The 25,708-nt window shown below is 35.6% G+C and carries 29 protein-coding genes; 21 read left to right on the top strand and 8 right to left on the bottom strand.

Annotated features, from left to right (window positions below):
• Position 1: 1 nt before the first annotated feature.
• Positions 2–394: a DUF1885 family protein gene (locus CER22_RS01040; protein WP_001163318.1), complete on the bottom strand. Its 393-nt coding sequence runs from the start codon at positions 392–394 to the stop codon at positions 2–4.
• A gap of 127 nt (positions 395–521) precedes the next feature.
• On the opposite strand from CER22_RS01040, the gene CER22_RS01035 reads away from it, so the two are divergent.
• The 4 genes from CER22_RS01035 to CER22_RS01020 all read left to right on the top strand — a co-directional run bounded on the left by CER22_RS01035 (position 522) and on the right by CER22_RS01020 (position 1,503).
• Entirely contained in the window at positions 522–818 is a 297-nt protein-coding gene (locus tag CER22_RS01035; RefSeq protein WP_088064496.1) for a DUF3055 domain-containing protein, read from the top strand.
• A gap of 194 nt (positions 819–1,012) precedes the next feature.
• Positions 1,013–1,141 (top strand): GapA-binding peptide SR1P, encoded by a 129-nt coding sequence (locus CER22_RS01030; RefSeq protein WP_000536778.1) that lies wholly within the window; start codon positions 1,013–1,015, stop codon positions 1,139–1,141.
• A 59-nt stretch (positions 1,142–1,200) separates the two neighbouring features.
• Positions 1,201–1,329 carry a GapA-binding peptide SR1P gene (locus CER22_RS01025; protein ID WP_000536801.1) on the top strand — a complete coding sequence of 43 codons (129 nt, stop codon included), beginning with the start codon at positions 1,201–1,203 and terminating at the stop codon, positions 1,327–1,329.
• A gap of 45 nt (positions 1,330–1,374) precedes the next feature.
• Positions 1,375–1,503: a GapA-binding peptide SR1P gene (locus CER22_RS01020; RefSeq protein ID WP_000536796.1), complete on the top strand. Its 129-nt coding sequence runs from the start codon at positions 1,375–1,377 to the stop codon at positions 1,501–1,503.
• Between the two features lie 35 nt (positions 1,504–1,538).
• Here CER22_RS01020 and CER22_RS01015 read toward each other — a convergent pair whose 3' ends face one another.
• Positions 1,539–2,369: a protein-glutamine gamma-glutamyltransferase gene (locus tag CER22_RS01015; protein WP_000635322.1), complete on the bottom strand. Its 831-nt coding sequence runs from the start codon at positions 2,367–2,369 to the stop codon at positions 1,539–1,541.
• A 75-nt stretch (positions 2,370–2,444) separates the two neighbouring features.
• Positions 2,445–3,917, bottom strand: coding sequence for an arginine decarboxylase (speA, locus tag CER22_RS01010; RefSeq protein ID WP_000084901.1), 1,473 nt, complete (start codon positions 3,915–3,917; stop codon positions 2,445–2,447).
• Between the two features lie 367 nt (positions 3,918–4,284).
• On the opposite strand from speA, the gene CER22_RS01005 reads away from it, so the two are divergent.
• Positions 4,285–4,554, top strand: coding sequence for a UPF0223 family protein (locus CER22_RS01005; protein ID WP_000456567.1), 270 nt, complete (start codon positions 4,285–4,287; stop codon positions 4,552–4,554).
• Positions 4,555–4,634: 80 nt separating this feature from the next.
• Here CER22_RS01005 and CER22_RS01000 read toward each other — a convergent pair whose 3' ends face one another.
• Positions 4,635–5,261, bottom strand: coding sequence for a YktB family protein (locus CER22_RS01000; RefSeq protein ID WP_000175087.1), 627 nt, complete (start codon positions 5,259–5,261; stop codon positions 4,635–4,637).
• Positions 5,262–5,468: 207 nt separating this feature from the next.
• Between CER22_RS01000 and CER22_RS00995 the strand changes: the two genes are divergently transcribed.
• Both CER22_RS00995 and CER22_RS00990 read left to right on the top strand, forming a co-directional pair.
• Complete coding sequence (locus tag CER22_RS00995) at positions 5,469–5,657, top strand: hypothetical protein (RefSeq protein ID WP_001250166.1); 189 nt, start codon at positions 5,469–5,471, stop codon at positions 5,655–5,657.
• 88 nt (positions 5,658–5,745) lie between these two features.
• The gene (locus CER22_RS00990) at positions 5,746–6,537 is read left to right on the top strand and encodes an inositol monophosphatase family protein (RefSeq protein WP_088608081.1); all 792 of its coding nucleotides are present in this window, start codon (positions 5,746–5,748) and stop codon (positions 6,535–6,537) included.
• Between the two features lie 44 nt (positions 6,538–6,581).
• On the opposite strand, the gene CER22_RS00985 is transcribed toward CER22_RS00990, so the two are convergent.
• On the bottom strand, positions 6,582–6,761 hold the full coding sequence (locus CER22_RS00985; RefSeq protein ID WP_000400128.1) for a DUF5325 family protein: 180 nt from the start codon (positions 6,759–6,761) through the stop codon (positions 6,582–6,584).
• A 140-nt stretch (positions 6,762–6,901) separates the two neighbouring features.
• On the opposite strand from CER22_RS00985, the gene typA reads away from it, so the two are divergent.
• From typA to CER22_RS00970, 3 genes are all read left to right on the top strand, one after another.
• Positions 6,902–8,746, top strand: coding sequence for a translational GTPase TypA (gene typA, locus CER22_RS00980; protein WP_000914755.1), 1,845 nt, complete (start codon positions 6,902–6,904; stop codon positions 8,744–8,746).
• A gap of 155 nt (positions 8,747–8,901) precedes the next feature.
• Entirely contained in the window at positions 8,902–9,204 is a 303-nt protein-coding gene (locus tag CER22_RS00975) for a YlaH-like family protein (protein WP_000893656.1), read from the top strand.
• A gap of 14 nt (positions 9,205–9,218) precedes the next feature.
• Complete coding sequence (locus CER22_RS00970; protein ID WP_046956451.1) at positions 9,219–9,494, top strand: hypothetical protein; 276 nt, start codon at positions 9,219–9,221, stop codon at positions 9,492–9,494.
• Between the two features lie 35 nt (positions 9,495–9,529).
• Here CER22_RS00970 and CER22_RS00965 read toward each other — a convergent pair whose 3' ends face one another.
• Positions 9,530–9,730: a YlaI family protein gene (locus CER22_RS00965; RefSeq protein WP_001995040.1), complete on the bottom strand. Its 201-nt coding sequence runs from the start codon at positions 9,728–9,730 to the stop codon at positions 9,530–9,532.
• A gap of 145 nt (positions 9,731–9,875) precedes the next feature.
• Here CER22_RS00965 and CER22_RS00960 point away from each other — a divergent pair, with 145 nt between their 5' ends.
• Entirely contained in the window at positions 9,876–10,331 is a 456-nt protein-coding gene (locus CER22_RS00960; RefSeq protein WP_000024571.1) for a pyridoxamine 5'-phosphate oxidase family protein, read from the top strand.
• 246 nt (positions 10,332–10,577) lie between these two features.
• Positions 10,578–11,906, top strand: coding sequence for a PhoH family protein (locus CER22_RS00955; protein WP_000358079.1), 1,329 nt, complete (start codon positions 10,578–10,580; stop codon positions 11,904–11,906).
• 45 nt (positions 11,907–11,951) lie between these two features.
• Here CER22_RS00955 and CER22_RS00950 read toward each other — a convergent pair whose 3' ends face one another.
• Entirely contained in the window at positions 11,952–12,449 is a 498-nt protein-coding gene (locus CER22_RS00950) for a hypothetical protein (protein WP_088123318.1), read from the bottom strand.
• Positions 12,450–12,599: 150 nt separating this feature from the next.
• Here CER22_RS00950 and CER22_RS00945 point away from each other — a divergent pair, with 150 nt between their 5' ends.
• From CER22_RS00945 to pyc, 3 genes are all read left to right on the top strand, one after another.
• The gene (locus tag CER22_RS00945) at positions 12,600–12,887 is read left to right on the top strand and encodes a YlaN family protein (RefSeq protein ID WP_000135698.1); all 288 of its coding nucleotides are present in this window, start codon (positions 12,600–12,602) and stop codon (positions 12,885–12,887) included.
• A gap of 125 nt (positions 12,888–13,012) precedes the next feature.
• Entirely contained in the window at positions 13,013–14,194 is a 1,182-nt protein-coding gene (locus CER22_RS00940) for an FtsW/RodA/SpoVE family cell cycle protein (protein ID WP_088608080.1), read from the top strand.
• A 335-nt stretch (positions 14,195–14,529) separates the two neighbouring features.
• Positions 14,530–17,976, top strand: coding sequence for a pyruvate carboxylase (gene pyc / locus CER22_RS00930; protein ID WP_048546114.1), 3,447 nt, complete (start codon positions 14,530–14,532; stop codon positions 17,974–17,976).
• Between the two features lie 238 nt (positions 17,977–18,214).
• Here pyc and ctaA read toward each other — a convergent pair whose 3' ends face one another.
• Positions 18,215–19,150: a heme A synthase gene (gene ctaA, locus CER22_RS00925; protein ID WP_001188735.1), complete on the bottom strand. Its 936-nt coding sequence runs from the start codon at positions 19,148–19,150 to the stop codon at positions 18,215–18,217.
• Positions 19,151–19,646: 496 nt separating this feature from the next.
• Here ctaA and ctaB point away from each other — a divergent pair, with 496 nt between their 5' ends.
• The 6 genes from ctaB (at position 19,647) to ctaG (ending at position 25,559) form a co-directional block, all read left to right on the top strand.
• A complete protein-coding gene (gene ctaB / locus CER22_RS00920) occupies positions 19,647–20,570 on the top strand; it encodes a protoheme IX farnesyltransferase (RefSeq protein WP_000017546.1) in 924 nt (307 codons plus the stop codon).
• Positions 20,571–20,663: 93 nt separating this feature from the next.
• Positions 20,664–21,713 (top strand): cytochrome c oxidase subunit II, encoded by a 1,050-nt coding sequence (coxB, locus tag CER22_RS00915; RefSeq protein ID WP_000745278.1) that lies wholly within the window; start codon positions 20,664–20,666, stop codon positions 21,711–21,713.
• A 60-nt stretch (positions 21,714–21,773) separates the two neighbouring features.
• On the top strand, positions 21,774–23,609 hold the full coding sequence (gene ctaD, locus CER22_RS00910) for a cytochrome c oxidase subunit I (RefSeq protein WP_179211909.1): 1,836 nt from the start codon (positions 21,774–21,776) through the stop codon (positions 23,607–23,609).
• Positions 23,609–24,232, top strand: a complete 624-nt coding sequence (gene ctaE, locus CER22_RS00905; RefSeq protein ID WP_000557858.1) for a cytochrome c oxidase subunit III — start codon at positions 23,609–23,611, stop codon at positions 24,230–24,232. The genes ctaD and ctaE overlap by 1 nt, the downstream gene beginning before the upstream one ends.
• Positions 24,233–24,235: 3 nt before the next feature.
• Complete coding sequence (gene ctaF / locus CER22_RS00900) at positions 24,236–24,568, top strand: cytochrome c oxidase subunit IVB (RefSeq protein WP_000985692.1); 333 nt, start codon at positions 24,236–24,238, stop codon at positions 24,566–24,568.
• Between the two features lie 85 nt (positions 24,569–24,653).
• Entirely contained in the window at positions 24,654–25,559 is a 906-nt protein-coding gene (gene ctaG, locus CER22_RS00895) for a cytochrome c oxidase assembly factor CtaG (protein ID WP_000069010.1), read from the top strand.
• The last annotated feature ends 149 nt before the right edge of the window (positions 25,560–25,708 follow it).

Here is a 25,708-nt window from a genome sequence, read left to right as displayed (position 1 = left end):
ATTAACGTTTATAGAAATACATTGTTCTTCCATTAAATAATTGTAATTCTCCTTCTAATTTCTTCGCTAGAAAACGGCAAAATTCATTTGCTTTTCCTTTATCACCGAATGTTGCATTAGGTGGTAAAGAAATCTGAATAAAAGATTGTTCCTTTTCTATACCAACACCAACATATATGGAGTCATATCGATCGTGAGTAGCTTGTAGTTTTAATGTTGTTGCTGATGTATCTAAAATTTCATAAGGAAAAGCGGTATTTGTATAAGCGTAATTAATTTGAACACCAGTTTTGGAAGTAACTGTTTTATAGTACTGAAAAAGTTGTTTTATATCATCTGTTGAAACAGTTTGTTGATTGGATTTAGGTACAAGCGTAATAAAGGCATGTTGCATATAAGTTCCTCCTAACTTAGTAGAATACTATCATTCTACATCCTACTGAATTTTTTGACAATTAAAAGGAGTATTCCTTTTTTTGTTTAATATACTAATGAAAGGTGATGTAGAAAGGTGGAAACCGATGTTTGAAAAATTGTATGATGAGCATGAAAGTGTGAAGGTACGATTTTTGGGGTTTATGACACATGATACTCGTTATGATTTTGGTGTTATTTATACAAATATGTTTTTTGGAAAGCTGCTCATTGTTTGTATGCAAACAGGAAGGTCTACTTTACTTGGAAGAGATGATGTAGAGAATGTGCAACATATACAGGAAGTTTTTAAATTAGGGTCAGAAGAGGAAGCAGCAGAGTTAGCTCAGTTTTTTAAATTTTTAGTCCCATCTACTTCTTTGCATGCGGAATATGAAGAATAATTAATGTAAAACAGTCGTACGTATAAATATGGCTGTTTTTTTGTTCGAATATCGCATACTAATTTAAATTAAAAATATTTAATGTGTTATACTAAAAACCTATTGACGTAAAAAGTATAACATATTAAAATAAAGACAGAAAGTTAAGCGGTTACAAAAGTTTTTGGGATTATAAACTTAGGGGGAAATGAAAAATGGGAACGATCGTATGTCAAGATTGTGAAGGTACAATTGCACACTTCGAGGATGAGAAAGTAACGGTACTTTACGGGAAATGTGGATCTTGCGGATGTGATCACACAGAGCATACAAAAGCCCAATAATTGATAGGAAATGGACAGCTAAAAGTTTTTAGGACCATAAACTTAGGGGGAAATGAAAAATGGGAACAATCGTATGCCAAGTATGTGAAGGAACAATCGGACATTTTGAAGATGAAAAAACGACAGTGCTTTACGGAAAATGTGGTACAAATTGTGACTGTGCTAATAGAGACAAGGCGAAAGCTTAATTATAAATAAGTAGATTATTATTAAAACTCAGGGGGAAATGAAAAGTGGGAACAATCGTATGCCAAGTATGTGAAGGAACAATCGGACATTTTGAAGATGAAAAATCAACAGTACTATACGGAAAATGTGGATCTCATTGCGAATGTGACCATAAAGAACATACAAAAGCTTAAATAAGAAGAAGCGCCTACATATGTAGGCGCTTTTTTTAATAAATTGTAGTTGTATGGCCAACTGTTGCAACGATTGCATCATCTCTAATCGGAATAAATCCTATCGATGTCTGTGGAGTGCTAGGAGAGGCGTAGTGGCTCATGAGACGGCTATCAATACGGGTAATAGTATCGGTCAAGAAAGCTGAAATAAAAGCGTAAGGGACTCGTCGTTCATTTAATGAGTATATAATTTCCTCTTTTGTTTTTACACCTACGCCATGTCCGTAAAAAAAGAAATTTCCTAGATAGATTGTATTTTCTCCTTGCCACTCGATCGTAGCTGGATTCACTTGTGGATTTTTAAAATAAACGAGATCACCTGGAACAAGATCGCCACCCGTTTTTGTTATGAGCTTTAAATCTTGATCGTAGTCCCACGTATAAAGTAAAAGGTTTGCAAAGAGACGGTTGAAAGTTTCTTCCTCATATAATGATAGTAAAGCTTTGTAAAAAATAATGATCATAGCGGTGGCGCATTCAGTTCCATATAGTTTTCCGTTTTTGAAAATATCTTGTATGGCAATGGAAGGGGGTATGTTTGGTAGTAGCTCGAATCCTCCAAGTGGTGTTCTTTTCCAATACTGGGGGTTGCAAAAGGATTGTTGAAATGTGCGAAACTGAAATCCACTTTGAAAAAGTTCTAATGCAGAAGTAATAATATTCACTCGCAAATTTAGATCAAAGCTGAGTTCATCAGATGTTCGGAAGGAATAAATTTCTTGATTTCCTGCCATTATCGATAAAATTTGTTGTTTCTCAGCTGCAAATGGCTCATATTCATTTGTGATATAAGGATGTACAATAGAACGGCCTATTACAATCATAATAGTATCCCCACCTATACGTTACATTACTTAATATCGTATGGGAAAAGAGAAAAAAGGTGAAAGAAAAGCCTATCAACTGATAGGCTTGTACTCTTTAATCACACGTAATGTTTGTAATGTCATATCTTCAGGACCTTGTACAGGCAAACCCGCTTCTAAGTTTTTACGAATATACTCTAAGTTATCTTGTGTAATAATTTCCCCCGGAGTAAAGATTGGAATCCCTGGCGGATAAACCATAACGAAATCAGCTATAATACGACCTGCTGCATTTTCAAACGGAATGACTTCTGTTTCCGAATAAAAAGCATCTCGAGGAGAAAGTGCTAGCACTGGTATTTCTGGAATTTCTACTTGTATTTGAACACCTTTATCGGCTTTATTTCTAAATGTTGCTGCTAAATCTTGTAATGCTGCAATAAGTGTATTTGTCTCACTTTCTGTATCCCCAAAAGTGACAAGACATAGTATGTTGTATAAATCCGAGAGTTCTACTTCAATGTTATATTGCTCTCTAAGCCATACTTCAGCCTGATGGCCTGTAATACCTAAATCTTTTACAGATACAATTATCTTTGTAGGATCGTAGTTAAAAGTAGCATCTGTACCTAGCATTTCTTTCCCAGGACAGTAAAGATCCTCAACAGCATTAATAGCATCACGAACTTGTTCCGCTAATTGAATTGTTTGTTCTATGAGTGCTGTTCCTTCTGTAGCAAGACGTTTTCTAGCAACATCTAGGGATGCTAACAAGATGTAAGAAGTTGATGTAGTCGTAAGCATGCTAATAATAGATTGAACATGTTTAACGTTCACAAGGCCTTCCTTCACGTTAAGAATAGAACTTTGCGTTAAAGATCCTCCTAATTTGTGAACACTTGTTGCTGCCATATCTGCACCGGCTTGCATCGCTGACATCGGCAATTCATCGTGAAAATGAATATGAACACCATGAGCCTCATCAACTAGTACAGGGATATCATAAGAATGGGCTAATTGGACAATCTGTTCTAAGTCCGCAGCAAAGCCAAAGTATGTTGGATTAATAACAAGTAAGCCTTTCGCATCTGAATGCTCTTCAAGTGCCTTTTTGACAGATTGAATTGTGATTCCGTGTGAAATACCAAGTTTTGGATCGATTTCAGGATGCATGAAAATCGGTTTTGCACCTGAGAAAATAATAGCTGACATTACTGATTTATGCACGTTTCGTGGCACTAGGATTTTGTCACCAGGACCGCACACGCTCATCACCATTGTCATTATTGCACCACTTGTACCTTGAATAGAAAAGAAAGTATGATCTGCACCAAATGCAGCGGCTGCTAAATCTTGTGCTTCTTTAATCATACCTTTTGGATGATGTAAATCATCGAGCGGCGCAATATTAATTAAATCAATTGCTAATGCATTATGCCCAATAAATTCGCGAAATGTAGGATCCATGCCCTGTCCTTTTTTGTGACCAGGAATATGGAATTGAATTGGATTTCGCTTACTGTGCTCAACTAAAGCGGTAAACAATGGTGTTTCGTATTGGGACAATCTATACACCCCTTCTTTTTCATAATATTTATTAGAGTTTGTTTTATATAATCTTGTTCTAAAAAAGTTAAGTGCTTTTTAGAAAGAGACTTGTTTTTCTGCCAATCACAAAAGCATTTTTGAGATGGTAGGTTCACTTTATTTTCTATAAAACAAAAGCATTATATCACCAATAATTATAGATGTATAGAAAAAAATATTTTTACAGTGAGTATGTTAAATAGTTATTTCTAATCCACTTATAGAGGAAGACAATTCCATCACAATGAATAAATAGTGTATAATGCAAAGTGGCTATAGTGAAGAAGAAAAAAATCCCTTTAAGATAGCATATTGAAATAAGAAGAAATGATAAATGAGGTGCGAAATGGAATATCAATATCCGTTAGATTATAATTGGTCAAATGAGGAAATGGTTGTAATTGTGAAGTTTTATGAAGCAATTGAGAAAGCATATGAAAAAGGAATTATAAGAGAAGAATTAATGGGATTATATCGTCGTTTTAAAGAGATTGTTCCATCTAAAGCAGAAGAGAAGAAAATTGATAAAGAGTTTCAAGAAGTAAGTGGATATTCTATATACCGTGCGATTCAAAGGGCGAAAGAAACTGAAGAACAAAAGCTTGTGAAAATGTAAAAAAATTTTGAAAAATGAAAACTGAAGTGATATAATGTGATAACAACTAAAAACGGACAATATAAATTGTCCGTTTTCTACTATCGATTACAAAGTGCATATAAAGGAAGGAGTGATTGCATCGTAGATTCAATCTTAGCAAGGAATTGTTCGTTGGTCATTGCTGAAAACTCCTCTGGTGATATATGAATACCAACTAATAATTCTGCTTTTTTCACAGTAGCTAGACGTTCAATCATCTTTTGTAAGTCTTCTGTTTCAAGTGTTTTATGTAATTTTACACTTGGTTTAGTATGGTCAATGGACCAAACGAAGTCATTTGGAATATTTGTTTTTAAATCATTTAAATGTTCTAAGAAGGCGTGAGCCGTCTCCACTTTTTGTGGACACTCATAGATTAAACCAAAGTATATGAAGGCATGAGTACCCCATAATCCAATTTGGAAATGTGGCAGCATTTTATAACCGCGTTTATTTGTTGAAAAAGCAACCCAAGTATCGTTTGGTGGATTGACTTTGCGGCGTGCATGTTTTGCTACATGATAAAAAAAGTTCTCATCAGTTTGTTTGGATAAATACGTTGCAAACTGTTCCCCTAAAGCTTCAAGCTTAGGATGAATGTTCGTTTTAATTGCACTCATTCGTTCTTCGAGACCATCAACTGTAAAGACCTCAAAATCAGTTGACTTGAATGTTTGTAGTGTCATGATTGTTCCTCCAACTCCTATTTTGCTTTTATTTTAGCATAGCTTGTACTATTCATAAAAAAAAACAGCACAAAAAAATTTAAATAAAAAAATATAATTTTGTTGCATAGATGATTTATCCAACATAGTATAGTATAAAACAAAAAATCAGAAAATTGAATCAATTCTAGTCCGAGGGCAGACGAATATTGGGAGGAGGCAAATAATATGAGACAGGTGATTAATGCGTTAAAGAGAACAGATGCTGAAAAGAGAATACCGGTGCTACGTTTGGAGCTAGATTATGAATTAGCAACTTTATATGATGCGATGATGGAAAATGATAAACTGAAAAAAGAAGAGTGTGTACAAAAGTTAGAAGTGTTAAGACTTGAAATGATTCGTTTAGAAGCGTAATAATAGTATATGTATAAAAAATTAGTTGGTGCGAACCTTATAAAGGGTTCGTTTTTTCTGTGAACAGTATAGATCGGAGTGTTTAAACATGCAAGAAGTATGGAAAGACATCGATGCACACGCCAAACAGTGGATTCGAGATGCAGGAGAGTTTTTAATGGCATCAATGGAAAAAGCACTTATTATAGAAACGAAATCCAATGCAGCTGATTTAGTAACAAATATGGACCGAGAAATAGAACAGTTTTTAATTGGGAAAATTAAAGAAACATTCCCGAACCATAATATTTTAGGAGAAGAAGGTTATGGAGATGAGGTAACTTCTTCTGATGGGGTTGTTTGGTTAATTGATCCAATTGATGGCACGATGAACTTTGTTCATCAAAAAAGAAATTTCGCAATTTCAATTGGAATTTATGAGAACGGTATCGGAAAGGTTGGACTCATTTATGATCCAGTTCATGATGAATTATACCATGCGGTAAAGGGAGCTGGAGCATTTTGTAATGAAGTACCAATACCTTTATTGGAAAAAGGAACTGTAGAGCAAGGTATTGTAGCTTTAAATGCGATATGGCTTACCGACAATCCAATGCTTAATAAGGAAAGTATGATGGCACTGGTTAAGAAAGCAAGAGGCACGAGATCATATGGCTGTGCAGCGTTAGAGATGGTATATGTTGCAACAGGAAGAATAGATGCATATGTAACGCCGAGATTATCACCATGGGATTTTGGTGGGGGACAGATAATTGTAGAGGAAGTTGGAGGCAAGGTGACAACTTTTTCTGGATCCCCGCTTTCTATCGTAGAGAAGAGCAGCGTATTAGTTGCAAAACCAGGAGTGTATGAAGAGTTGTTACGATTTATAGAGGAGTAACAAAAAAAGTAAGAGGCTGTATAAGCGCTTCTTACTTTTTGACGTTATTTCGATTTACGCATTTTTCTTTTTGTTACAAAACCGTATCCAACTGTAACAAATGTGCCGATAATGCAAATAATAATACCGATGGGACTATTTTCAGCAACCATAATGCCGATACCGATTAAGAAAATAACACCGATAATTGCAGTTAATAAAAAGCGATATTGAATGTGTTCCATTTCTTCACCCTCCAATCTCATTTTACTTTCACAAAAGTAAGAATACAACTATATTTTCATTCTTGATTTTATTTTGATTGCCATTGTATCCCCTTCGCTCTTATAATAGAGAAGGATTAAAAAGACATTAGGAGTTGGACATGTTGAAAAAACGACAAGATTTACGAAATATAGCAATTATTGCCCACGTTGACCATGGTAAAACAACACTTGTTGACCAGTTATTACGTCAAGCGGGGACGTTCCGTGCGAATGAACATATTGAAGAACGCGCAATGGACTCAAACGATCTAGAAAGAGAACGTGGTATTACAATTTTAGCGAAGAATACTGCGATTCACTATGAAGATAAAAGAATTAACATTTTAGATACACCTGGTCACGCTGACTTCGGTGGAGAAGTAGAACGTATCATGAAAATGGTTGATGGTGTTCTACTTGTTGTTGATGCATATGAAGGTTGTATGCCACAAACACGATTTGTTTTAAAGAAAGCTCTTGAGCAAAACTTAACTCCAATCGTTGTTGTAAACAAAATTGACCGTGACTTCGCTCGCCCTGATGAAGTAGTTGATGAAGTAGTTGACTTATTCATCGAACTTGGTGCAAACGAAGATCAATTAGAGTTCCCAGTTGTATTTGCATCAGCAATGAACGGAACAGCAAGCTTAGATTCAAATCCAGCAAATCAAGAAGAGAATATGAAATCATTGTTTGACACAATTATTGAACATATTCCAGCACCAGTTGATAACAGCGAAGAGCCACTTCAATTCCAAGTAGCACTTCTTGATTACAATGACTATGTTGGTCGTATCGGGGTTGGACGCGTATTCCGTGGTACAATGAAAGTAGGACAACAAGTTGCATTAATGAAAGTTGATGGAACTGTAAAACAATTCCGTGTAACGAAATTATTTGGTTACATTGGATTAAAACGTCAAGAAATTGAAGAAGCAAAAGCTGGAGATTTAGTAGCTGTTTCGGGTATGGAAGACATTAACGTAGGTGAAACGGTATGTCCGGTTGAGCATGAAGAGGCTTTACCATTATTACGTATTGATGAGCCAACACTACAAATGACATTCCTTGTAAATAACAGCCCATTTGCAGGTCGTGAAGGTAAATTCATTACATCTCGTAAAATTGAAGAGCGTCTTCGTTCACAATTAGAAACAGATGTAAGTTTACGTGTAGATAATACAGATTCTCCTGATGCGTGGATCGTATCTGGACGCGGGGAATTACATTTATCTATCCTAATTGAAAACATGCGTCGTGAAGGTTATGAACTACAAGTATCTAAGCCTGAAGTAATTATTAAAGAAGTTGATGGCGTAAGATGTGAGCCTGTAGAGCGCGTGCAAATCGATGTACCTGAAGAATACACTGGTTCTATTATGGAATCTATGGGTGCACGTAAAGGTGAAATGTTAGATATGGTGAATAACGGAAACGGTCAAGTTCGCCTTACTTTCATGGTTCCAGCACGTGGTTTAATTGGTTACACAACAGAATTCTTAACATTAACTCGTGGTTACGGTATTTTAAACCATACATTCGATTGCTACCAACCAGTACACGCTGGACAAGTTGGTGGACGTCGCCAAGGTGTTCTAGTTTCACTTGAAACAGGAAAAGCATCACAATACGGTATTATGCAAGTTGAAGACCGTGGTGTAATCTTCGTTGAACCAGGTACAGAAGTATATGCTGGTATGATTGTTGGAGAACATACTCGTGAGAATGACTTAACAGTTAACGTTGTAAAAATGAAACAACAAACTAATATTCGTTCTGCGACGAAAGATCAAACTTCAACAATGAAAAAACCACGCTTAATGACTTTAGAAGAGTCATTAGAGTACTTAAACGATGACGAGTTCTGTGAAGTAACTCCAGAATCAATTCGTCTACGTAAAAAGATTCTTGATAAGAGCGAGCGCGAAAGAGCTGCTAAGAAAAAGAAATCTGTAGAAGCGTAAAATAATAGAACAGCTACCTTTGAGGGGTGGCTGTTTTTTATTGTATTTATTTTTGGAATATTTACTCTTTTTTGTGGACAGTATTTTTTTTGCGGGTTACTCTTGTATTAAGTACATAAATAAAATTTGTTTCTTGTGAGAAAGGGGGATGAATGATGTTAGAAAGAATGTCGTTTTTTGCGAAATTATGTAAAGTTGATGAAAATCCGGAACTAGGGATGTGGTTGCTGTATGGCATCATTATTATATTAAGTGCACTTGTGTATAATTTAGGTTTTGCAAGAAAACTATCAATAATAAAAAATATAGTGATATATATATCGTTAGCGATTGGATGTACAGTTTTAACTTTCTTTGCAGTTTTTTTACCTGTTGGAGAGGGCCTTGTTGTAGCGGCAATTGTACTTGGGATTTATAGGTTGCGTTTACGTCAAGCGAGACAACAAAAAGCAGGGTGAGGGGGCAAATTTTTATGCGTTCAGTACAAGATGCGTTATATAATTGGTTAACAATTAAAACAGTTGCCGAAGCACGTCCAGATGATCGTGCTGCACAAGAAACGTATTTGTTATTTGAAAATATGATATATGAAGAACATAAATTAAAGAATGTGGAAGTTAAAAAGAATGAAGAAATGTATTTGATTACATATGAAATGAATGGAGAAAGAAAATCTGCAAGGTTTCCGTTAGAAGCTATTGATTGTTTTTTGGATCAAATGAATCGTGAACCTGAAAAATATAAATAAGTCCTTATCTATATGATTAAGGACTTATTTACATTTTACCAATCGTCTTCGACTTTTTTATCACGGTATAATCGGAAATTACCACTTGCATGACGTTCCATCGTACGTTCTGCAATTCGTTCCGAACATTCCATGCACATATATGTATGAATAGGGCGGTTACGTAGTTTTTTTGCCATAGGATTTTCATCATCTAACATATCTTTTTTATCACAAATCATACACTTGACTCTCATTTCGTCACCTCAATACGAATTCTATCAGTATAAGTATATCATGGAAGTGTAATATTTTTGAATAATAGCGGGAAAAAATAATATTTTCGCAATTCGAAAAATAAGTTATGATAAGGATATAGTAAGTATATTTGGAGGTGGAAATATGGCGAATGTAGTAGATCCTACATTAACAGATGATTTAGTACAAACGTTACGTAAAGAATGTATTGTTATGGTAGCAACAACAGACTTCGAAAAACAAGTTCCTAACGTAAGTGCTATTTCTTGGGTGTATGCAGTGAGTAAAACTAGTATTCGATTTGCAGTAGATCAACGTTCACGTATTGTGGAAAATATACGGCATAGTACTGGGCTAGTATTGACTATAATGGCGAATGAATCCGTATTTTCCATAAGTGGTGCAGGTGAAATTTTGACTGATAGAATGGAAGGCATTCCTCTAAAATTAACTGTAATAGAAGTAAATGTACAAGAAGTACGTGATGTTATGTTTTATGGAGCGAAGCTTGCAACTGAGCCAACCTATGAAAAAACATATGATATTCGCGCAGCGAAAAAGCTGGATAACCAAGTGTTAGTAGGAATAAAAGAATTATAAATGTGATAAATAAGAAAATAAGTTATTAACTTTTGTAATCAGTTATTGTGATTTTATGTTAATAATTATAATTAAAAGTAATATATTGAATAGAAATGAATAAAAAATAAATAAAAGGTTTCATGGTTATGAATTTCGATTCTACCTCGTTTATACGGTACATATAATTATAACAATGGTTCGTCCATATTTTATGGATGAAACCCTTGTTCTACAAATTTAAAAGTGGAGTCAGGGGGTAACAGGTTGGATAAAATTTATGTGTTAGATACGAATGTACTTTTGCAGGATCCTTTATCTATTTTTTCATTTGAAACAAATGAAGTAGTGATTCCAGCAGTTGTATTAGAAGAGGTTGATTCGAAAAAACGTTATATGGATGAAGTAGGACGAAACGCTCGTTATGTATCTAAGTTAATAGACAAATTTCGTGAAATAGGAAAGCTGCATGAAAGTATTCCGTTAGAAAACGGCGGTACATTTCGTATTGAATTAAATCATCGTTCATTTGTTCAACTACAAGATATTTTTGTAGAAAAAACAAATGATAATCGAATTTTAGCTGTAGCAAAAAATCTATCTTTAGAAGAACAAGAAAAAGAGGACGGGAAGTCTGTTATTTTAGTAAGTAAAGACGTGCTCGTAAGGGTAAAAGCTGATGCAATTGGTTTGAAGGCGGAAGATTATTTAAGTGATCGTGTAATTGAAGTAGATAATATATATTCAGGATTTTTAGAAGGGTATATATCAAAAGAGCAATTAGATTATTTTTATGAAAAAGGTGAATTGCCTTTATCCGAAATTGCAAATCACCCTTTTTATCCAAATCAGTTTGTAGTAATGAAAGATGCATTAGGGGGATCTAGTTCAGCACTTGGCATTGTGGATCATTTAGGTAAGAAGGTAAAGAAACTTATTTTTCACAATGAACAAGTATGGGGGATACGACCACGAAATGTGCAGCAAATTATGGGGTTAGAATTGTTGCTTCGTGAAGATATTCCGCTAGTAACGTTAACGGGGAAAGCTGGTACAGGAAAAACATTACTCGCGTTGGCTTCAGGACTCATGCAAACGGAAGATTTAGGACTATATAAAAAACTACTCGTTGCAAGGCCAATTGTTCCAGTCGGAAAAGATATCGGTTATTTACCAGGAGAAAAAGAAGAAAAGTTAAGACCATGGATGCAACCGATTTTTGATAATCTAGAGTACTTATTTAATACGAAAAAGCCAGGAGAGTTAGATGCTATTTTAGCTGGAATGGGTTCGATTGAAGTAGAGGCCCTTACCTATATACGTGGGAGAAGTATTCCAGATCAGTTCATTATAATTGATGAAGCACAAAATTTAACGAAGCATGAAGTGAAAACGATATTAACAAGGGTAGGAGAAAAAAGTAAAATTGTATTAATGGGAGATCCTCAGCAAATTGATCACCCGTATTTGGATGAATATAATAATGGTTTAACATATGTTGTAGAGAAGTTTAAAGAGCAACGTATTAGTGGTCATGTAAAGTTTGTTAAAGGGGAGCGGTCTAATTTAGCTCAACTTGCAGCGGATTTATTATAAAAGGAGTGAGCTGAGGCTCACTCCTTTTTCTTCCAAGTATACACTTTAAATAATTGTGAATTTACGGATGTTACGGATTGGATTTTGTCTATTAGATCCATCATTGTAATATAGATGAACAGGTCCATCCTCTTTTAATGGCTTTCCTTCTTTTGAAAAACCAAGAATAGCATTTTCTACAGTTTCTAATGGAAGTATTATTGTTTGATCTACTGTTTCAATTTCGACTTGCGTAGCGTCCTCTGAAATTTCGGCGTTAGCAAGAAATGGATGAAATGGTATACCGAACGTTCCAGTAATTAGTTGTTCTTTTTTATATTTCTTTACACTTTGTTGTATCGGTGGAAACGCAGCACCATCACGGATTTCGCGATCCCAATGCTCTGAAGTGTTTTTTAAATAAGCTTCTAGTTCTGAAGTGTTTTCTCTTGTTTCATCAAAGTAAGTTGTCAAATCTACTTTTCGATCATCAAAGATCCAAACAGTTGGATCGATAGTGATTGGAAAACGAACTTTTCCATTAATAAATAAAATTTCGCTCATTGTTGTTCCCCCATTTGTGTTATACTCCCACTTTTCAGTATAATAGCATTAGACACGGTTGTCACAAAAAATGTTTCTATTGCAATTTACTAAAACTATCGCTAATATTAATAGATAGGAGAGAGTAGGACGGAAACGGAGGGAATCAATTTGGCGTCTGAGACAGTATCAAATCATCAGGAAAAGGCACTAGCCCTTCTACAAGCGGATGCGGAGAAGATTTTAAGACTTATTAAGGTGCAAATGGACAATCTTACAATGCCGCAATGTCCATTATATGAAGAAGTGTTAGACACACAAATGTTTGGACTATCCCGCGAGGTCGATTTTGCAGTTCGCCTTGGTCTTATTGCAGAAGAACAAGGGAAAGCAATGTTAGGAGAGCTTGAACGTGAGTTATCTGCACTTCATGAAGCATTTACGAACAAACAACAATAACGGGTTCAAATAGGGGGGCTCAAACTGAAATAGTTTGGGCTTTTTATTTGTATAATAAAGCAGGAAGAATCAATGTACATATGGAATACAACAATAATTAAATTGAAACAGAAAGAGGAAATGAAATGAAAAGAGTATGGAAATCAATGGATTATTCATTATTACTTCCTCTTGTTATCTTATGTGTGTTGGGAGTTATAATGGTATATAGTTCTAGTTCCATTGTCGCGATTTCGTCGAAATATAACTGGCCAGCAGATCACTTTTTTAAAAAACAATTAGTTGCTCTTGCTATTGGAACCGTAATACTTGTGATTGCCGTTATAATCCCTTACAAATTGTGGAGGAAAAAAATAGTTCTTGCAGCGATGGGGTTAGGGAGTCTGGGCTTACTAACAGCAGCTTTTCTTTTCGGTAAGGTAATCAATGGTGCAAAAGGATGGATACTAGGTATACAACCAGCTGAGTTTGTAAAAATAGCAGTTATTATTACGCTAGCAAGTTTTTTTGCTAAGAAACAAGAGAGGCAAACCCCTTTTTTTCAAGGGATAATACCTCCTATATTTGTTGTCGGTGGATCGATGGTATTAATTTTATTACAAAATGACTTAGGGACTGACATATTAATAGGTGGAACAGTGTTAATTATGTTCTTCTGTTCAGGAGTTAATGTTAACTTGTGGATTAAAAGATTTTTATTAACATCTGTCGTGTGGGTTCCGGCGTTGTATTTTATTGGAAACTATAAATTAAGTCTATACCAAAAAGCTCGATTTTCAGTTTTTCTTGATCCATTTAGCGATCCGCAAAAAGATGGATTTCAATTAATAAATTCATTTATTGGAATTGCCTCAGGTGGGTTAAATGGTAGAGGACTAGGAAATAGTATACAAAAGTATGGCTACTTACCAGAGCCGCAAACGGATTTTATTATGGCGATTATATCTGAAGAACTAGGTTTTATAGGTGTAGCTATCATTTTAATCTGTTTACTACTTATTATCATTCGTTCGTTTAGAGTAGCACAGAAGTGTAAAGATCCATTTGGAAGTTTAATTGCAATCGGAATTGCAAGTTTAATTGGGATACAAACTTTTGTTAATGTTGGTGGTATGTCTGGATTAATACCACTTACAGGAGTACCTTTACCGTTTATTAGTTATGGTGGTAGTTCTTTATTGGCTAATTTAATTGCGATGGGTATATTATTAAATGTTGCTAGTCATGTAAAACGACAAGAGAAACAACAAAATGAGATAATGAAAGAAAGAGAGCAAGATGGACCGCGTCTTGTTGTAGTAAAATAAAAAACACATTGTGCTTTAGAGCGCGATGTGTTTTTTTTATGTGCAAGAAACATTAAATAGGATGCATTAATTGGTATATACACTAAAAAATATATCACATTAAATTAAATGTGATATACAATTAAGTTGTTAGAAAAGGAAGAGGTATGCTATACTATTTTTGTGAAACAAATTGATCAGAAAACTTATCATTTGTTAAAAAATAAGGTATGATGGATAAAAATAAAGTGAAGCTTTCTAAGTATAATATAATGTAGAAAGTGAAGAACTTCACGCTCTTTATGGTGTGTATATATTTTATCTCTAGAGTGGTAGGAAAGTAGAGGGGGAAAATCATGACAAAGCTGCAACGTATTCAAAAAGTATTGGTAGCTAACCGTGGAGAGATTGCAATTCGTGTGTTTCGAGCTTGTTCGGAACTTGGATTAAAAACAGTTGCAATCTATTCTAAAGAGGATAGTGGTTCTTATCATCGTTATAAAGCCGATGAGTCCTATTTAGTTGGGGAAGGGAAAAAGCCAATTGATGCTTATCTAGATATTGAGGGCATTATTGAGATTGCGAAAAGTAATCATGTAGATGCAATCCACCCTGGATATGGTTTCTTGTCAGAAAATATTCAATTCGCAAAACGTTGTGAAGAAGAAGGGATTATCTTTATTGGTCCAAAGAGTAAGCATTTAGATATGTTTGGAGATAAAGTGAAAGCAAGAACACAAGCGCAGCTAGCACAAATTCCAGTTATTCCTGGTAGTGATGGGCCGGTAAATTCAGTAGAAGAAGTTGGAGAATTTGCTGAAAAGTATGATTACCCGATTATTATTAAAGCTTCCCTTGGCGGTGGCGGTCGTGGTATGCGTATTGTACGTAGTAGTGAAGAATTAAGAGAATCGTATAATCGAGCGAAGTCAGAAGCGAAAGCAGCCTTTGGTAATGATGAAGTATACGTTGAAAAATTCGTTGAAAAACCTAAACATATAGAAGTTCAAATTTTAGCAGATGAAGAGGGCAATGTTGTTCATTTATACGAGCGTGACTGTTCTGTACAACGTCGTCACCAAAAAGTGGTAGAAATCGCACCTAGTGTGTCGCTTTCAGATGATTTGCGTCAGCGTATTTGTGATGCTGCTGTGAAATTAACGAAAAATGTAAATTATTTAAACGCAGGAACAGTAGAATTTCTTGTAAAAGGTGATGAGTTTTACTTTATTGAAGTAAATCCGCGTGTTCAAGTTGAACATACAATTACAGAAATGATCACAGGGGTAGATATCGTTCAATCGCAAATTTTAATAGCTGATGGACATGCATTACATAGTAAAATGGTAGGTGTTCCGAAGCAAGAGGAAGTAGTTGTTCATGGATTTGCGATCCAATCTCGTGTAACGACTGAGGACCCACTAAATAATTTCATGCCGGATACAGGGAAAATTATGGCATACCGATCAGGCGGTGGTTTCGGTGTTCGTCTTGATACAGGTAATAGTTTCCAAGGTGCTGTTATTACACCGTACTATGATTCTTTACTCGTAAAAGTTACAACATGGGCACTTACTTTTGAACAAGCTGCTGCGAAAATGGAACGTAACTTAAAAGAATTCCGTATTCGTGGTATTAAAACAAATATTCCATTCCTAGAGAATGTAGTAAAACATAAAAACTTCTTATCAGGAGAATATGACACTTCATTTATTGATGCGTCACCTGAACTATTCCTGTTCCCGAAACGTAAAGACCGCGGAACAAAAATGTTAAATTACATTGGGTCAGTAACAGTAAATGGCTTCCCAGGAGTAGGGAAAAAAGAGAAACCAATTTTCCCGGATGCTCGTATACCGAATGTATTACACTCAGAGCCGGTTCAAAATGGAACGAAACAAATTTTGGATGAGCGTGGAGCGGACGGATTAGTAAAATGGGTACAAGATCAAAAGCGTGTACTTTTAACGGATACAACATTCCGTGATGCGCATCAGTCATTACTGGCGACGCGTATTCGTACAAAAGATTTACATCAAATTGCAGAGCCGACAGCGAGAATGTTACCAAACCTATTCTCAGCGGAAATGTGGGGTGGTGCAACGTTTGATGTTGCATATCGTTTCTTAAAGGAAGATCCATGGGAACGATTACTAGATCTTCGTGAAAAAATGCCAAACGTTTTATTCCAAATGTTACTTCGTTCTTCAAACGCAGTTGGTTACAAAAACTATCCGGATAATTTAATTCAAAAATTTGTGGAATGTTCTGCTCAAGCAGGAATTGATGTGTTCCGTATTTTTGATAGCTTAAACTGGGTAGAAGGTATGAGAGTTGCGATTGATGCTGTACGAGATACTGGTAAAATTGCAGAAGCAACAATGTGCTACACAGGAGATATTCATGATCCGTTACGTAGTAAATATGATTTAAATTACTATAAAAACTTAGCAAAAGAGTTAGAAGCATCAGGAGCACATATATTAGGAATTAAAGATATGGCAGGCTTATTAAAACCTAATGCGGCATATGATTTAGTTTCTGCATTAAAAGAGACGGTATCGATTCCGATTCACTTGCATACACACGATACGAGTGGAAATGGTATATTAACGTATACAAAGGCAATTGAAGCAGGTGTTGACATTGTCGATGTAGCAGTAAGTTCTATGGCTGGTCAAACGTCACAACCAAGTGCGAACACGCTATACTATGCATTAGGTGGAAACGAAAGACAGCCAGACGTTAATATAGATTCATTAGAAAAACTATCTCATTATTGGGAAGATGTACGTAAATACTACGCACCGTTTGAAAGTGGTATGAATGCACCTCATACAGAGGTATATATGCACGAAATGCCAGGCGGACAGTATAGTAATCTACAACAACAAGCGAAAGCGGTTGGTTTAGGAGATCGCTTCGATGAAGTGAAAGTAATGTACCGCCGTGTGAATGACATGTTTGGCGATATTGTTAAAGTAACGCCATCATCTAAAGTTGTCGGTGATATGGCATTATTTATGGTTCAAAATCACTTAACAGAACAAGATGTTTTAGAGCGTGGGCATTCTATGGACTTCCCAGGATCTGTTGTTGAAATGTTCTCAGGAGATTTAGGACAGCCATATGGTGGTTTCCCGAAAAAGTTGCAAGAAATTATTTTAAAAGGGAAAGAGCCATTAACAGTAAGACCGGGTGAATTATTAGAGCCAGTAGATTTCGACGCGTTAAAAGAAGAGCTATTCCATAAGCTTGGACGCGAAGTGACGATTTTTGATGTAGTTGCATATGCATTATATCCAAAAGTATTTATGGATTACGAAAAAGTTGCTGAGCTTTATGGAAGTGTATCTGTGCTTGATACACCGACATTCTTCTATGGTATGAGACTTGGTGAAGAAATCAATGTTGAAATCGAACAAGGTAAAACATTGATGGTTAAACTAGTATCAATCGGAGAGCCTCAGCCAGATGGAAATCGTGTTCTTTACTTGGAGTTTAACGGTCAACCACGTGAGATAGTTGTGAAAGACGAAAGTGTGAAAGCAACAGTGGCACAACGTGTGAAAGGAAACCGTGAAAACCCAAACCACATTAGTGCAACAATGCCAGGAACGGTTATTAAAGTAGTTGTTAAAGAAGGCGATGAAGTGAAAAAAGGCGATTCTATGGCAATTACAGAAGCGATGAAAATGGAAACGACAGTTCAAGCGCCGTTCAATGGTAAAGTGAAAAAAGTATATGTTAACGATGGAGATGCAATTCAAACGGGTGACTTACTGATTGAATTAGATCACTAAAAAAGAAAAAGAGCTGTGTAAATGCAGCTCTTTTTCTTTATCCCGCTATTCGCCGGGCAGTAAGACACCCGCCTCAAAATTCAGCGAAAACAAAGAAGTTAGATGGGGGATCAACTGCCCATAAAAGCCTGATTGGTGCGGGCTAATAATCAGTGGGGGATGAAGACCCCCACTGATTAAAGTTTCACTTTATTGCAAAAAATACCTTGCCAATTCAGCAAGGTATTTTAATTTAAATTTATTTTGTTTGTTTAGAAGTTGATTCAGCTTCTTTTGCATTCACTTTACTTCGTGTACCTAACATAACTAAATAGCATAGTACAGCAAACAAGCAAGAAATGAATAGTGAATGTAATAATGCCATTACTAAATTAGCATTTGTAAATACGACTAAAATTCCTACGATAGCTTGAAGTGTAACAAGGATAAATGAAATGATCCATCCCCAGTATACGACAGGCTGCTGCTTGTAATGGCGAATAGCGAGAATCATCGCGTATAGTATCCAAGCGAAAATTAACATCGCTGCAACTCTATGTCCCATTTGAACCCATTCATGTAGTTGAGTTGGCATAGGTCTATTTTTGCTACATAAAGGAAAGTCTGGACAGGCTAAGCTAGCTCGTTCGTGACGTACTAAAGCACCTGTGTAGACGACAATATAACTGTAAATTGTTACACCATAAATATGAAATTTCATTTTTTTGTCCATAATAAGTGAACGTGCATCAAATTTCTGATCAATTTCAAAGATAAGACACGTTAATAAAATGACAGAAGCAAATGAAATTAAGGAAATACCGAAATGGATAGCAAGTACAGCTGGCATTTGTCCCCAAACAACTGCTGCCGCTCCCATTAATGCTTGCGCAACTAAAAATACGAAGGATAAAATTGCTAACGTTTTTGTTTCGCGCACATGTTTATAATATTTCCAGGACAAAATACAAAGGAGAGTGACAAGAATTCCTGCTGATCCTGATGTAAGGCGGTGACTTAGTTCAATAATAGTTTCCATTGATAAATTAGATGGAACAAATTCACCGTTACAAAGTGGCCATGATTTACCGCACCCTTGGCCAGAACCTGTTTTTGTAACTAAGGCGCCTCCTAGTAAAACTATTAATAAATCAAGACTCGTAATGACTGCTAACCATTTAATAAAGCGTTGCAATCTATTTCACCATCTTTCTGCTATGAAGTTATTGCGAAATATTTTCATTCCATTATGTATAGAATAAAAAGCGCTAGTTCCTATGATATATAAAAAATAATAAAATAGCAAAGAAATGGCGGGGGCAGACAGGGGAGAGAAAATGGGTGTGGAAATAGGATATATAAGGGAATTTTTAGGTGGAAAACAGGCTATTTTGAAAAGATATGGGGAGAATACGTGTTAAATATGACAAAAAAGTTTATTATAGAAGGTAACATCATGTTATGATAAGGACAAGTAAGAATTAAGTTTTTATATTCGACACAAAAAGTTCATGTTTTCTTCACAAAATGTTCGGGAAATATGATTTAATATATTGGAGTATGGGCGTAGATTAGTAGTAGAATGGATTAACAATATTTCTACTGTAATAATATTGCTATATAGAAGCGAAATATTTCATTCGAAATAGGCGCAAAAAGAAAGATGAAAGTTTTAAGAGGGGGTTAAAGTGATGAGCCATGCAACAAGTGAGCTGCATGATGAGTCAGCTGTTACAAGTGTACCGGAAACAACTCGGCTACAAGATTTATCAGCGCTCGTTAAAATGGGGATTGTAAACTCAAATACACTTACTGTATTTACAGGATTTTGGTTGGCATTACATTTTAATGGATTAAGTGTGATGGACAATCTGGATAAGTTATTCTTTACAATCGTTGGTTCTGGATTAATTATGGCAGGGGTATGTTGTTTAAATAACTACATTGATCGAGACATCGACCCGTTAATGGAAAGAACAAAAACCCGTCCAACAGTTACTGGGAAGTATAAACCGGGATTTGCACTTACATTTGGACTAGTTATATTACTTCTTGGATTTGTATTTTTATTATTAACAACACCAATGGCAGTATTAATGGGATTTATTGGTGCTTTCACATATGTTGTCTTATATACGTTATGGACAAAGAGAAAGTATACACTAAATACTGTTGTAGGTAGTATATCTGGAGCAGTTCCACCTTTAATTGGATGGGCAGCAATCGATCCATCTTTAGGCCATCCAATTGCTTGGATGTTATTTTTAATTATGTTTATTTGGCAAATCCCACATTTCCTCGCATTAGCGATGAAACGTGTTGATGAATATCGAAATGCAGGAATTCCAATGCTTCCTGTAGTTCATGGATTTGAAATTACGAAACGCCAAATTATGATTTGGACAGTATGTTTATTACCACTACCATTTTATATGAGTGGACTAGGGATAACATTTATGGTAATTGCAACATTGTTAAACATCGGATGGATCGTTTTAGGATTTTATGGCTTCCGTAAGCAAGATGACATCAAATGGTCCGTACAAATGTTTGTTTATTCCCTAAATTATTTAACAATCTTATTTGTATCAATGATTGTAGTTACATTCTTCTAAGACAACGACATAATTGGATTTCTTTACGTTGAGATTTACTTTACTTAACTATAAAGTACAATCTAATTCACAAGGAAAGTGGGGGTTGTTTGTATGAAGAAACAGTGGCGACTGCTTTCGTTCGTTTCACTGCTGGCTTTACTGTTAGGGGGATGCGGTAAAGCCTTTCAATCTACTTTAATTCCGCAAGGAGAAGTAGCAAAAATGCAATATGATTTGCTCTTACTAGCAACTGCGATTATGGTAGGAGTAGTACTAGTAGTTACTATTATTTTCTTATATGTAATTGTGCGTTTCCGACAAAAGAAAGGTCAGGAAGATTATATTCCAGAGCAAGTTGAAGGGAATCACAAACTAGAAATTATTTGGACAGTTATTCCGATTATTCTTTTGTTAATCTTAGCTGTTCCGACGGTTACATATACATTCAAACTTGCTGATGTAAGTGCGATGGAGAAAAAGAATATTGATAAAGATACTATCGTTGTTGATGTAACAGCGAATCTTTATTGGTGGGAATTTTCTTATAAATCAGAAAAAATAGTAACTTCTCAAGATTTAGTCATCCCCACAGGTAAGAAAGTGTATTTGAATTTGAAGGGTGCCGATATTAAACATTCGTTTTGGGTTCCATCTTTAGCTGGGAAAATGGATACAAATACAGACAATGTGAACAAAATGTGGTTAAAGGCAGATAAATCGGGCACTTATAATGGTTTTTGTACAGAATTTTGCGGCCCATCACATTCTTTAATGCAATTCAAAGTGAAAGCTTTAGATGAAAGCGAGTACAAAAAGTGGCTTGCTGATATGAAGAAGATTGATGGGAAGAAAGAAGTAGCTTCAACAAAGGCGCAAGAGGGCCAAGAAATATTTAATAAAAGCTGTATTGGTTGTCACGCAGTTGGATCTAATGATAGTAGACCACCTTCCGCTCGTATCGCACCAAACTTAGCAAACTTTGCGGATCGCGATATGGTTGCCGGTATTGCCGAAAACAATGAAGAAAACTTAAAAAAATGGCTGAAAGATCCTGAAAATATGAAACCAGGAAATAAAATGACTGGTAAATATGGCAACTTAACGGATGATCAAATTGATGCATTAAATGCATACTTACAAACGTTAAAAGTTGAAAAGTAAAGAGGGATTATTCGCGAAGGGGAGGTTGAAAACGTGAGTTCTGTAGCAAAAAAACAGGGGATGGGTGCTGTCATATGGGATTATTTAACGACAGTAGACCATAAAAAGATTGCCATTCTCTATTTAATTGCAGGTGGATTGTTTTTTATAATAGGCGGAATAGAAGCTCTATTTATTCGCCTTCAATTAGCGATTCCTAACAACGCTTTTCTTGTTGGGGATGCTTATAATCAAGTATTAACGATGCACGGTACAACAATGATTTTCCTCGCAGCTATGCCACTCGTGTTTGCATTTATGAACGCCGCTGTACCACTTCAAATTGGTGCACGTGATGTAGCGTTCCCGTTTTTGAATTCACTCGGATTTTGGTTATTTTTCTTTGGTGGAGTATTTTTAAATTTAAGTTGGTTTTTAGGTGGAGCACCTGATGCAGGCTGGACATCTTATGCATCTTTAGCTTTAGCCTCTAAAGGCCATGGTGTTGATTTTTATGTACTCGGCTTGCAAATCTCCGGTATTGGTACATTAATTGGAGGTATTAACTTCCTTGTAACCATTATTAATATGCGTGCGCCAGGAATGACGTATATGCGTATGCCGATGTTTACATGGACGACATTTGTAACATCTTCTCTAATATTATTCGCTTTTCCACCGTTAACTGTAGGATTAGGACTTTTAATGTTAGATCGTTTATTTGGAACAAGTTTCTTTAATCCAGCATTGGGCGGGAATACAATTATATGGGAGCATTTATTCTGGATTTTCGGTCATCCAGAAGTATACATTCTTATACTCCCAGCTTTCGGAATATTCTCAGAAATCTTCGCGACATTTTCGAAAAAACGATTATTTGGTTATTCGTCGATGGTGTTCGCGACAGTATTAATTGGATTCTTAGGATTTATGGTATGGGCGCATCATATGTTTACTGTTGGACTTGGTCCAGTTGCAAATGCTATTTTCTCAGTTGCAACAATGGCGATTGCAGTACCGACCGGTATTAAAATATTCAACTGGCTCTTTACGATGTGGGGAGGAAGTATTCGTTTTACGACACCGATGATGTGGGCAGTAGCTTTCATTCCATCATTCGTAATGGGTGGAGTTACAGGTGTTATGCTAGCATCTGCACCAGCGGATTATCAATTTCATGATAACTATTTCGTAGTAGCTCACTTTCATTATGTAATTGTCGGCGGTGTTGTATTTGGTTTACTTGCAGGAGCTCATTATTATTGGCCACTGATGTTTAATAAAGTATTGAATGAAACATTAGGAAAGATAACATTTTGGCTATTCTTTATCGGTTTCCATTTAACGTTCTTCATACAGCATTTCCTTGGTTTAATTGGTATGCCACGTCGTTACTACACATATCTTGAAGGCCAAGGGCTGGAAATGGGGAATATGATTAGTTCTATTGGAGCGGTATTTATGGCTCTTGGAACGATTGTTCTTCTATTCAATGTAATTAAAACGACAGTTTCAAAAGAAAAGGCTGGTCGTGATCCATGGGATGCACGTACATTAGAATGGACAATGCCAGCACCAACACCAGAATATAACTTTAAACAATTACCATTTGTTCGCGGGTTAGATCCGTTTTGGATTGAAAAACGTGAAGGGAATAAAGAGATGACAGCGGCGGAACCAATTGGTGATATTCATATGCCAAATCCATCGTTTTCACCATTTATCATTTCTTTAGGATTGTTTATAGCGGCATTCGGTGCAATGTATATGCAGGGTGGAAAAGATAAGTTTTGGTTATTAGTAGCAATTATCGGTTTAATCATTGCATTTGGTACAATGTTCCTACGTTCAGTAATCGATGATCATGGATATCATATTCATAAGGAAGATTTAGAAGATAAGGGGGGCAAGGCATAATGCATGTAGATGAAAAATTAACGAATGAAACATTTCCAGCAGAGCCTGAAAAAGCAACCCTTGAGGGAAAAAATAAGTTCGTCGGTTTTTGGTTATTTCTTGGAGGCGAAACAGTATTGTTCGCTTCCTTGTTTGGCACATATTTAGCGTTAAAGAATTCTACAAATGGTGGACCAACATCTCAAGAGATGTTCCAAATGCCACTCGTTTTCATTATGACGATGCTTTTATTAACGAGTAGCTTAACGAGCGTATATGCGATGTATCATATGAAAAACTTTAACTTTAAGAAAATGCAACTTTGGCTATTAGTAACAGTGTTGCTAGGTTTAGGGTTTTTAGCATTTGAGATATATGAGTTTTATCATTATACGCATGAATTTAAGCATACTATGAGAAGTAGTGCATTTGGTTCCGCGTTTTATGCTCTTGTTGGTACACATGGTCTCCACGTATTGTTTGGATTATGTTGGATTTTAACATTAATCTTTAGAAATGCGAAGAGAGGTCTAAATTTATACAATGCACCGAAGTTTTATGTTGCATCGATTTATTGGCACTTTATTGACGTAGTTTGGGTGTTTATTTTCACTGTAGTATATTTGATGGGAATGGTGGGATAAACAATGGCGATAAAGCAAATGAATAATCCTAAAGTTGATCTTGTTTATCGGAAGAGAAAAAGTGCGGAGGAAATGAAGCATCAAGTTATTACATTTGCATTAATGATTTTTTTAACATTAGTTGCATTTGCAGCAGTCGCATATCCGAAAACTTTTAGTCCGACTTTCTCAGTACCATTTATTTTACTATTAGCAGTGGTACAAGTAATTTTTCAATTGTATTATTTTATGCATATGAGTCATAAAGGACATGAAGCGGCAAGTTTCTTTCTTTATTCTGGTCTGTTGATCGGGTTAATTACAATTTTAGCTTTTATGACAATTGTGTGGATTTGAAAAGTGAAGAATAAGGGAGCTTGTGTCGTCACAGCTCCCTCTTCATGTTATGTGAAAGGATAACCTTAAGAAGGTAGGTGTGACAATGAGTAACTTGTGGATATTTGGTTTTCAAGCTCTATGGAGTCCAATCTTTTTACTATTTATGCTTTCGATCCTTATCGGGTACTTTTTAATTATTGGGCCATATAGAATGCGATTTGAACATGCGAAAAAGGTAAGTAAGAAGCAAGTTTTTTATTTTACGACCGGGATTGTTCTTTTGTATTTTGTAAAGGGAGGGCCTATTGATTTAATTGGTCATATTATATTTAGTGCACATATGTTTGAAATGGCAGTTATGTATATTGCAGTTCCACCGTTATTGTTGCTTGGTATACCAGTTTGGTTATATCGTTATATTACTTCTTTTAAGTTCGTTCAAATTATATTGAAGATATTTGCTAAGCCACTTATTGCATTGTTTGTATTTAATGGCCTGTTTTCTTTTTATCATTTACCAGTTGTTTTTGATACAGTAAAACAAAGTCAAATTGCTCATCCTATTTGTCTCGCTATATTGTTCTTTACGGCAATCATGATGTGGTGGCCGATGCTAAATCCATTACCAGAATATCAAACGTTAAGTGATATAAAGAAACTGGGTTATATGTTTGCTAACGGTATATTATTAACGCCAGCTTGCGCGTTAATCATTTTTGCGACGGCGCCATTATTTGCAACGTATACGGATCCGGCTGCTTGGATGAAGGCGATGGAACTATGTGTACCAGCGGGAACTTTATCTGATTTAAATATAACTGGACCAGAATTTTTACACTGGATGCCAGTCGTACAAGATCAACAAACAGGTGGCATCATTATGAAAATTGTCCAGGAAATAGTGTACGGTACGATTATTGGTTATGTATTTTTTAGGTGGGCACGTAGAGAACGTGAAAAAGATAAAGAGCAGTTGCAACAATTACCGCCATATTTACAGACTAAGTAAAAAAGTGTATGGGTTTCCATACACTTTTTTAGTTTTAGTAAACTATAAAAAGATTGAATTTTCAATTTATTCATGTTAAGTTAGTGTAGGCATGTACTAAAAGTGGATATAAGATTTACTACTAGCTTTAATACGTAATGATTCCATGT

The organism is Bacillus sp. K2I17 (genome assembly GCF_002209985.1).
GTDB lineage: Bacteria > Bacillota > Bacilli > Bacillales > Bacillaceae_G > Bacillus_A > Bacillus_A wiedmannii.
Note: the sequence above shows the minus strand (reverse complement) of the source record. Positions and strands in the feature narration are given on the sequence as shown.

Excerpts from the sequence above, each read along its gene's own strand:
- CER22_RS00940 (WP_088608080.1), top strand. The coding sequence starts at position 13,013 with ATGAAAAGAGTATGGAAATCAATGGATTATTCATTATTACTTCCTCTT.
- ctaB (WP_000017546.1), top strand. The coding sequence starts at position 19,647 with ATGAGCCATGCAACAAGTGAGCTGCATGATGAGTCAGCTGTTACAAGT.
- CER22_RS00995 (WP_001250166.1), top strand. The coding sequence starts at position 5,469 with ATGAGACAGGTGATTAATGCGTTAAAGAGAACAGATGCTGAAAAGAGA.
- CER22_RS01015 (WP_000635322.1), bottom strand. The coding sequence starts at position 2,369 with ATGATTGTAATAGGCCGTTCTATTGTACATCCTTATATCACAAATGAA.
- CER22_RS00950 (WP_088123318.1), bottom strand. The coding sequence starts at position 12,449 with ATGAGCGAAATTTTATTTATTAATGGAAAAGTTCGTTTTCCAATCACT.
- CER22_RS00960 (WP_000024571.1), top strand. The coding sequence starts at position 9,876 with ATGGCGAATGTAGTAGATCCTACATTAACAGATGATTTAGTACAAACG.
- ctaE (WP_000557858.1), top strand. The coding sequence starts at position 23,609 with ATGCATGTAGATGAAAAATTAACGAATGAAACATTTCCAGCAGAGCCT.
- CER22_RS00975 (WP_000893656.1), top strand. The coding sequence starts at position 8,902 with ATGTTAGAAAGAATGTCGTTTTTTGCGAAATTATGTAAAGTTGATGAA.
- pyc (WP_048546114.1), top strand. The coding sequence starts at position 14,530 with ATGACAAAGCTGCAACGTATTCAAAAAGTATTGGTAGCTAACCGTGGA.
- CER22_RS01025 (WP_000536801.1), top strand. The coding sequence starts at position 1,201 with ATGGGAACAATCGTATGCCAAGTATGTGAAGGAACAATCGGACATTTT.
- CER22_RS01030 (WP_000536778.1), top strand. The coding sequence starts at position 1,013 with ATGGGAACGATCGTATGTCAAGATTGTGAAGGTACAATTGCACACTTC.
- CER22_RS00970 (WP_046956451.1), top strand. The coding sequence starts at position 9,219 with ATGCGTTCAGTACAAGATGCGTTATATAATTGGTTAACAATTAAAACA.
- CER22_RS01035 (WP_088064496.1), top strand. The coding sequence starts at position 522 with ATGTTTGAAAAATTGTATGATGAGCATGAAAGTGTGAAGGTACGATTT.
- CER22_RS01040 (WP_001163318.1), bottom strand. The coding sequence starts at position 394 with ATGCAACATGCCTTTATTACGCTTGTACCTAAATCCAATCAACAAACT.
- CER22_RS00965 (WP_001995040.1), bottom strand. The coding sequence starts at position 9,730 with ATGAGAGTCAAGTGTATGATTTGTGATAAAAAAGATATGTTAGATGAT.
- CER22_RS01005 (WP_000456567.1), top strand. The coding sequence starts at position 4,285 with ATGGAATATCAATATCCGTTAGATTATAATTGGTCAAATGAGGAAATG.
- coxB (WP_000745278.1), top strand. The coding sequence starts at position 20,664 with ATGAAGAAACAGTGGCGACTGCTTTCGTTCGTTTCACTGCTGGCTTTA.
- CER22_RS00985 (WP_000400128.1), bottom strand. The coding sequence starts at position 6,761 with ATGGAACACATTCAATATCGCTTTTTATTAACTGCAATTATCGGTGTT.
- ctaG (WP_000069010.1), top strand. The coding sequence starts at position 24,654 with ATGAGTAACTTGTGGATATTTGGTTTTCAAGCTCTATGGAGTCCAATC.
- typA (WP_000914755.1), top strand. The coding sequence starts at position 6,902 with ATGTTGAAAAAACGACAAGATTTACGAAATATAGCAATTATTGCCCAC.
- CER22_RS01000 (WP_000175087.1), bottom strand. The coding sequence starts at position 5,261 with ATGACACTACAAACATTCAAGTCAACTGATTTTGAGGTCTTTACAGTT.
- ctaF (WP_000985692.1), top strand. The coding sequence starts at position 24,236 with ATGGCGATAAAGCAAATGAATAATCCTAAAGTTGATCTTGTTTATCGG.
- CER22_RS00990 (WP_088608081.1), top strand. The coding sequence starts at position 5,746 with ATGCAAGAAGTATGGAAAGACATCGATGCACACGCCAAACAGTGGATT.
- ctaD (WP_179211909.1), top strand. The coding sequence starts at position 21,774 with ATGGGTGCTGTCATATGGGATTATTTAACGACAGTAGACCATAAAAAG.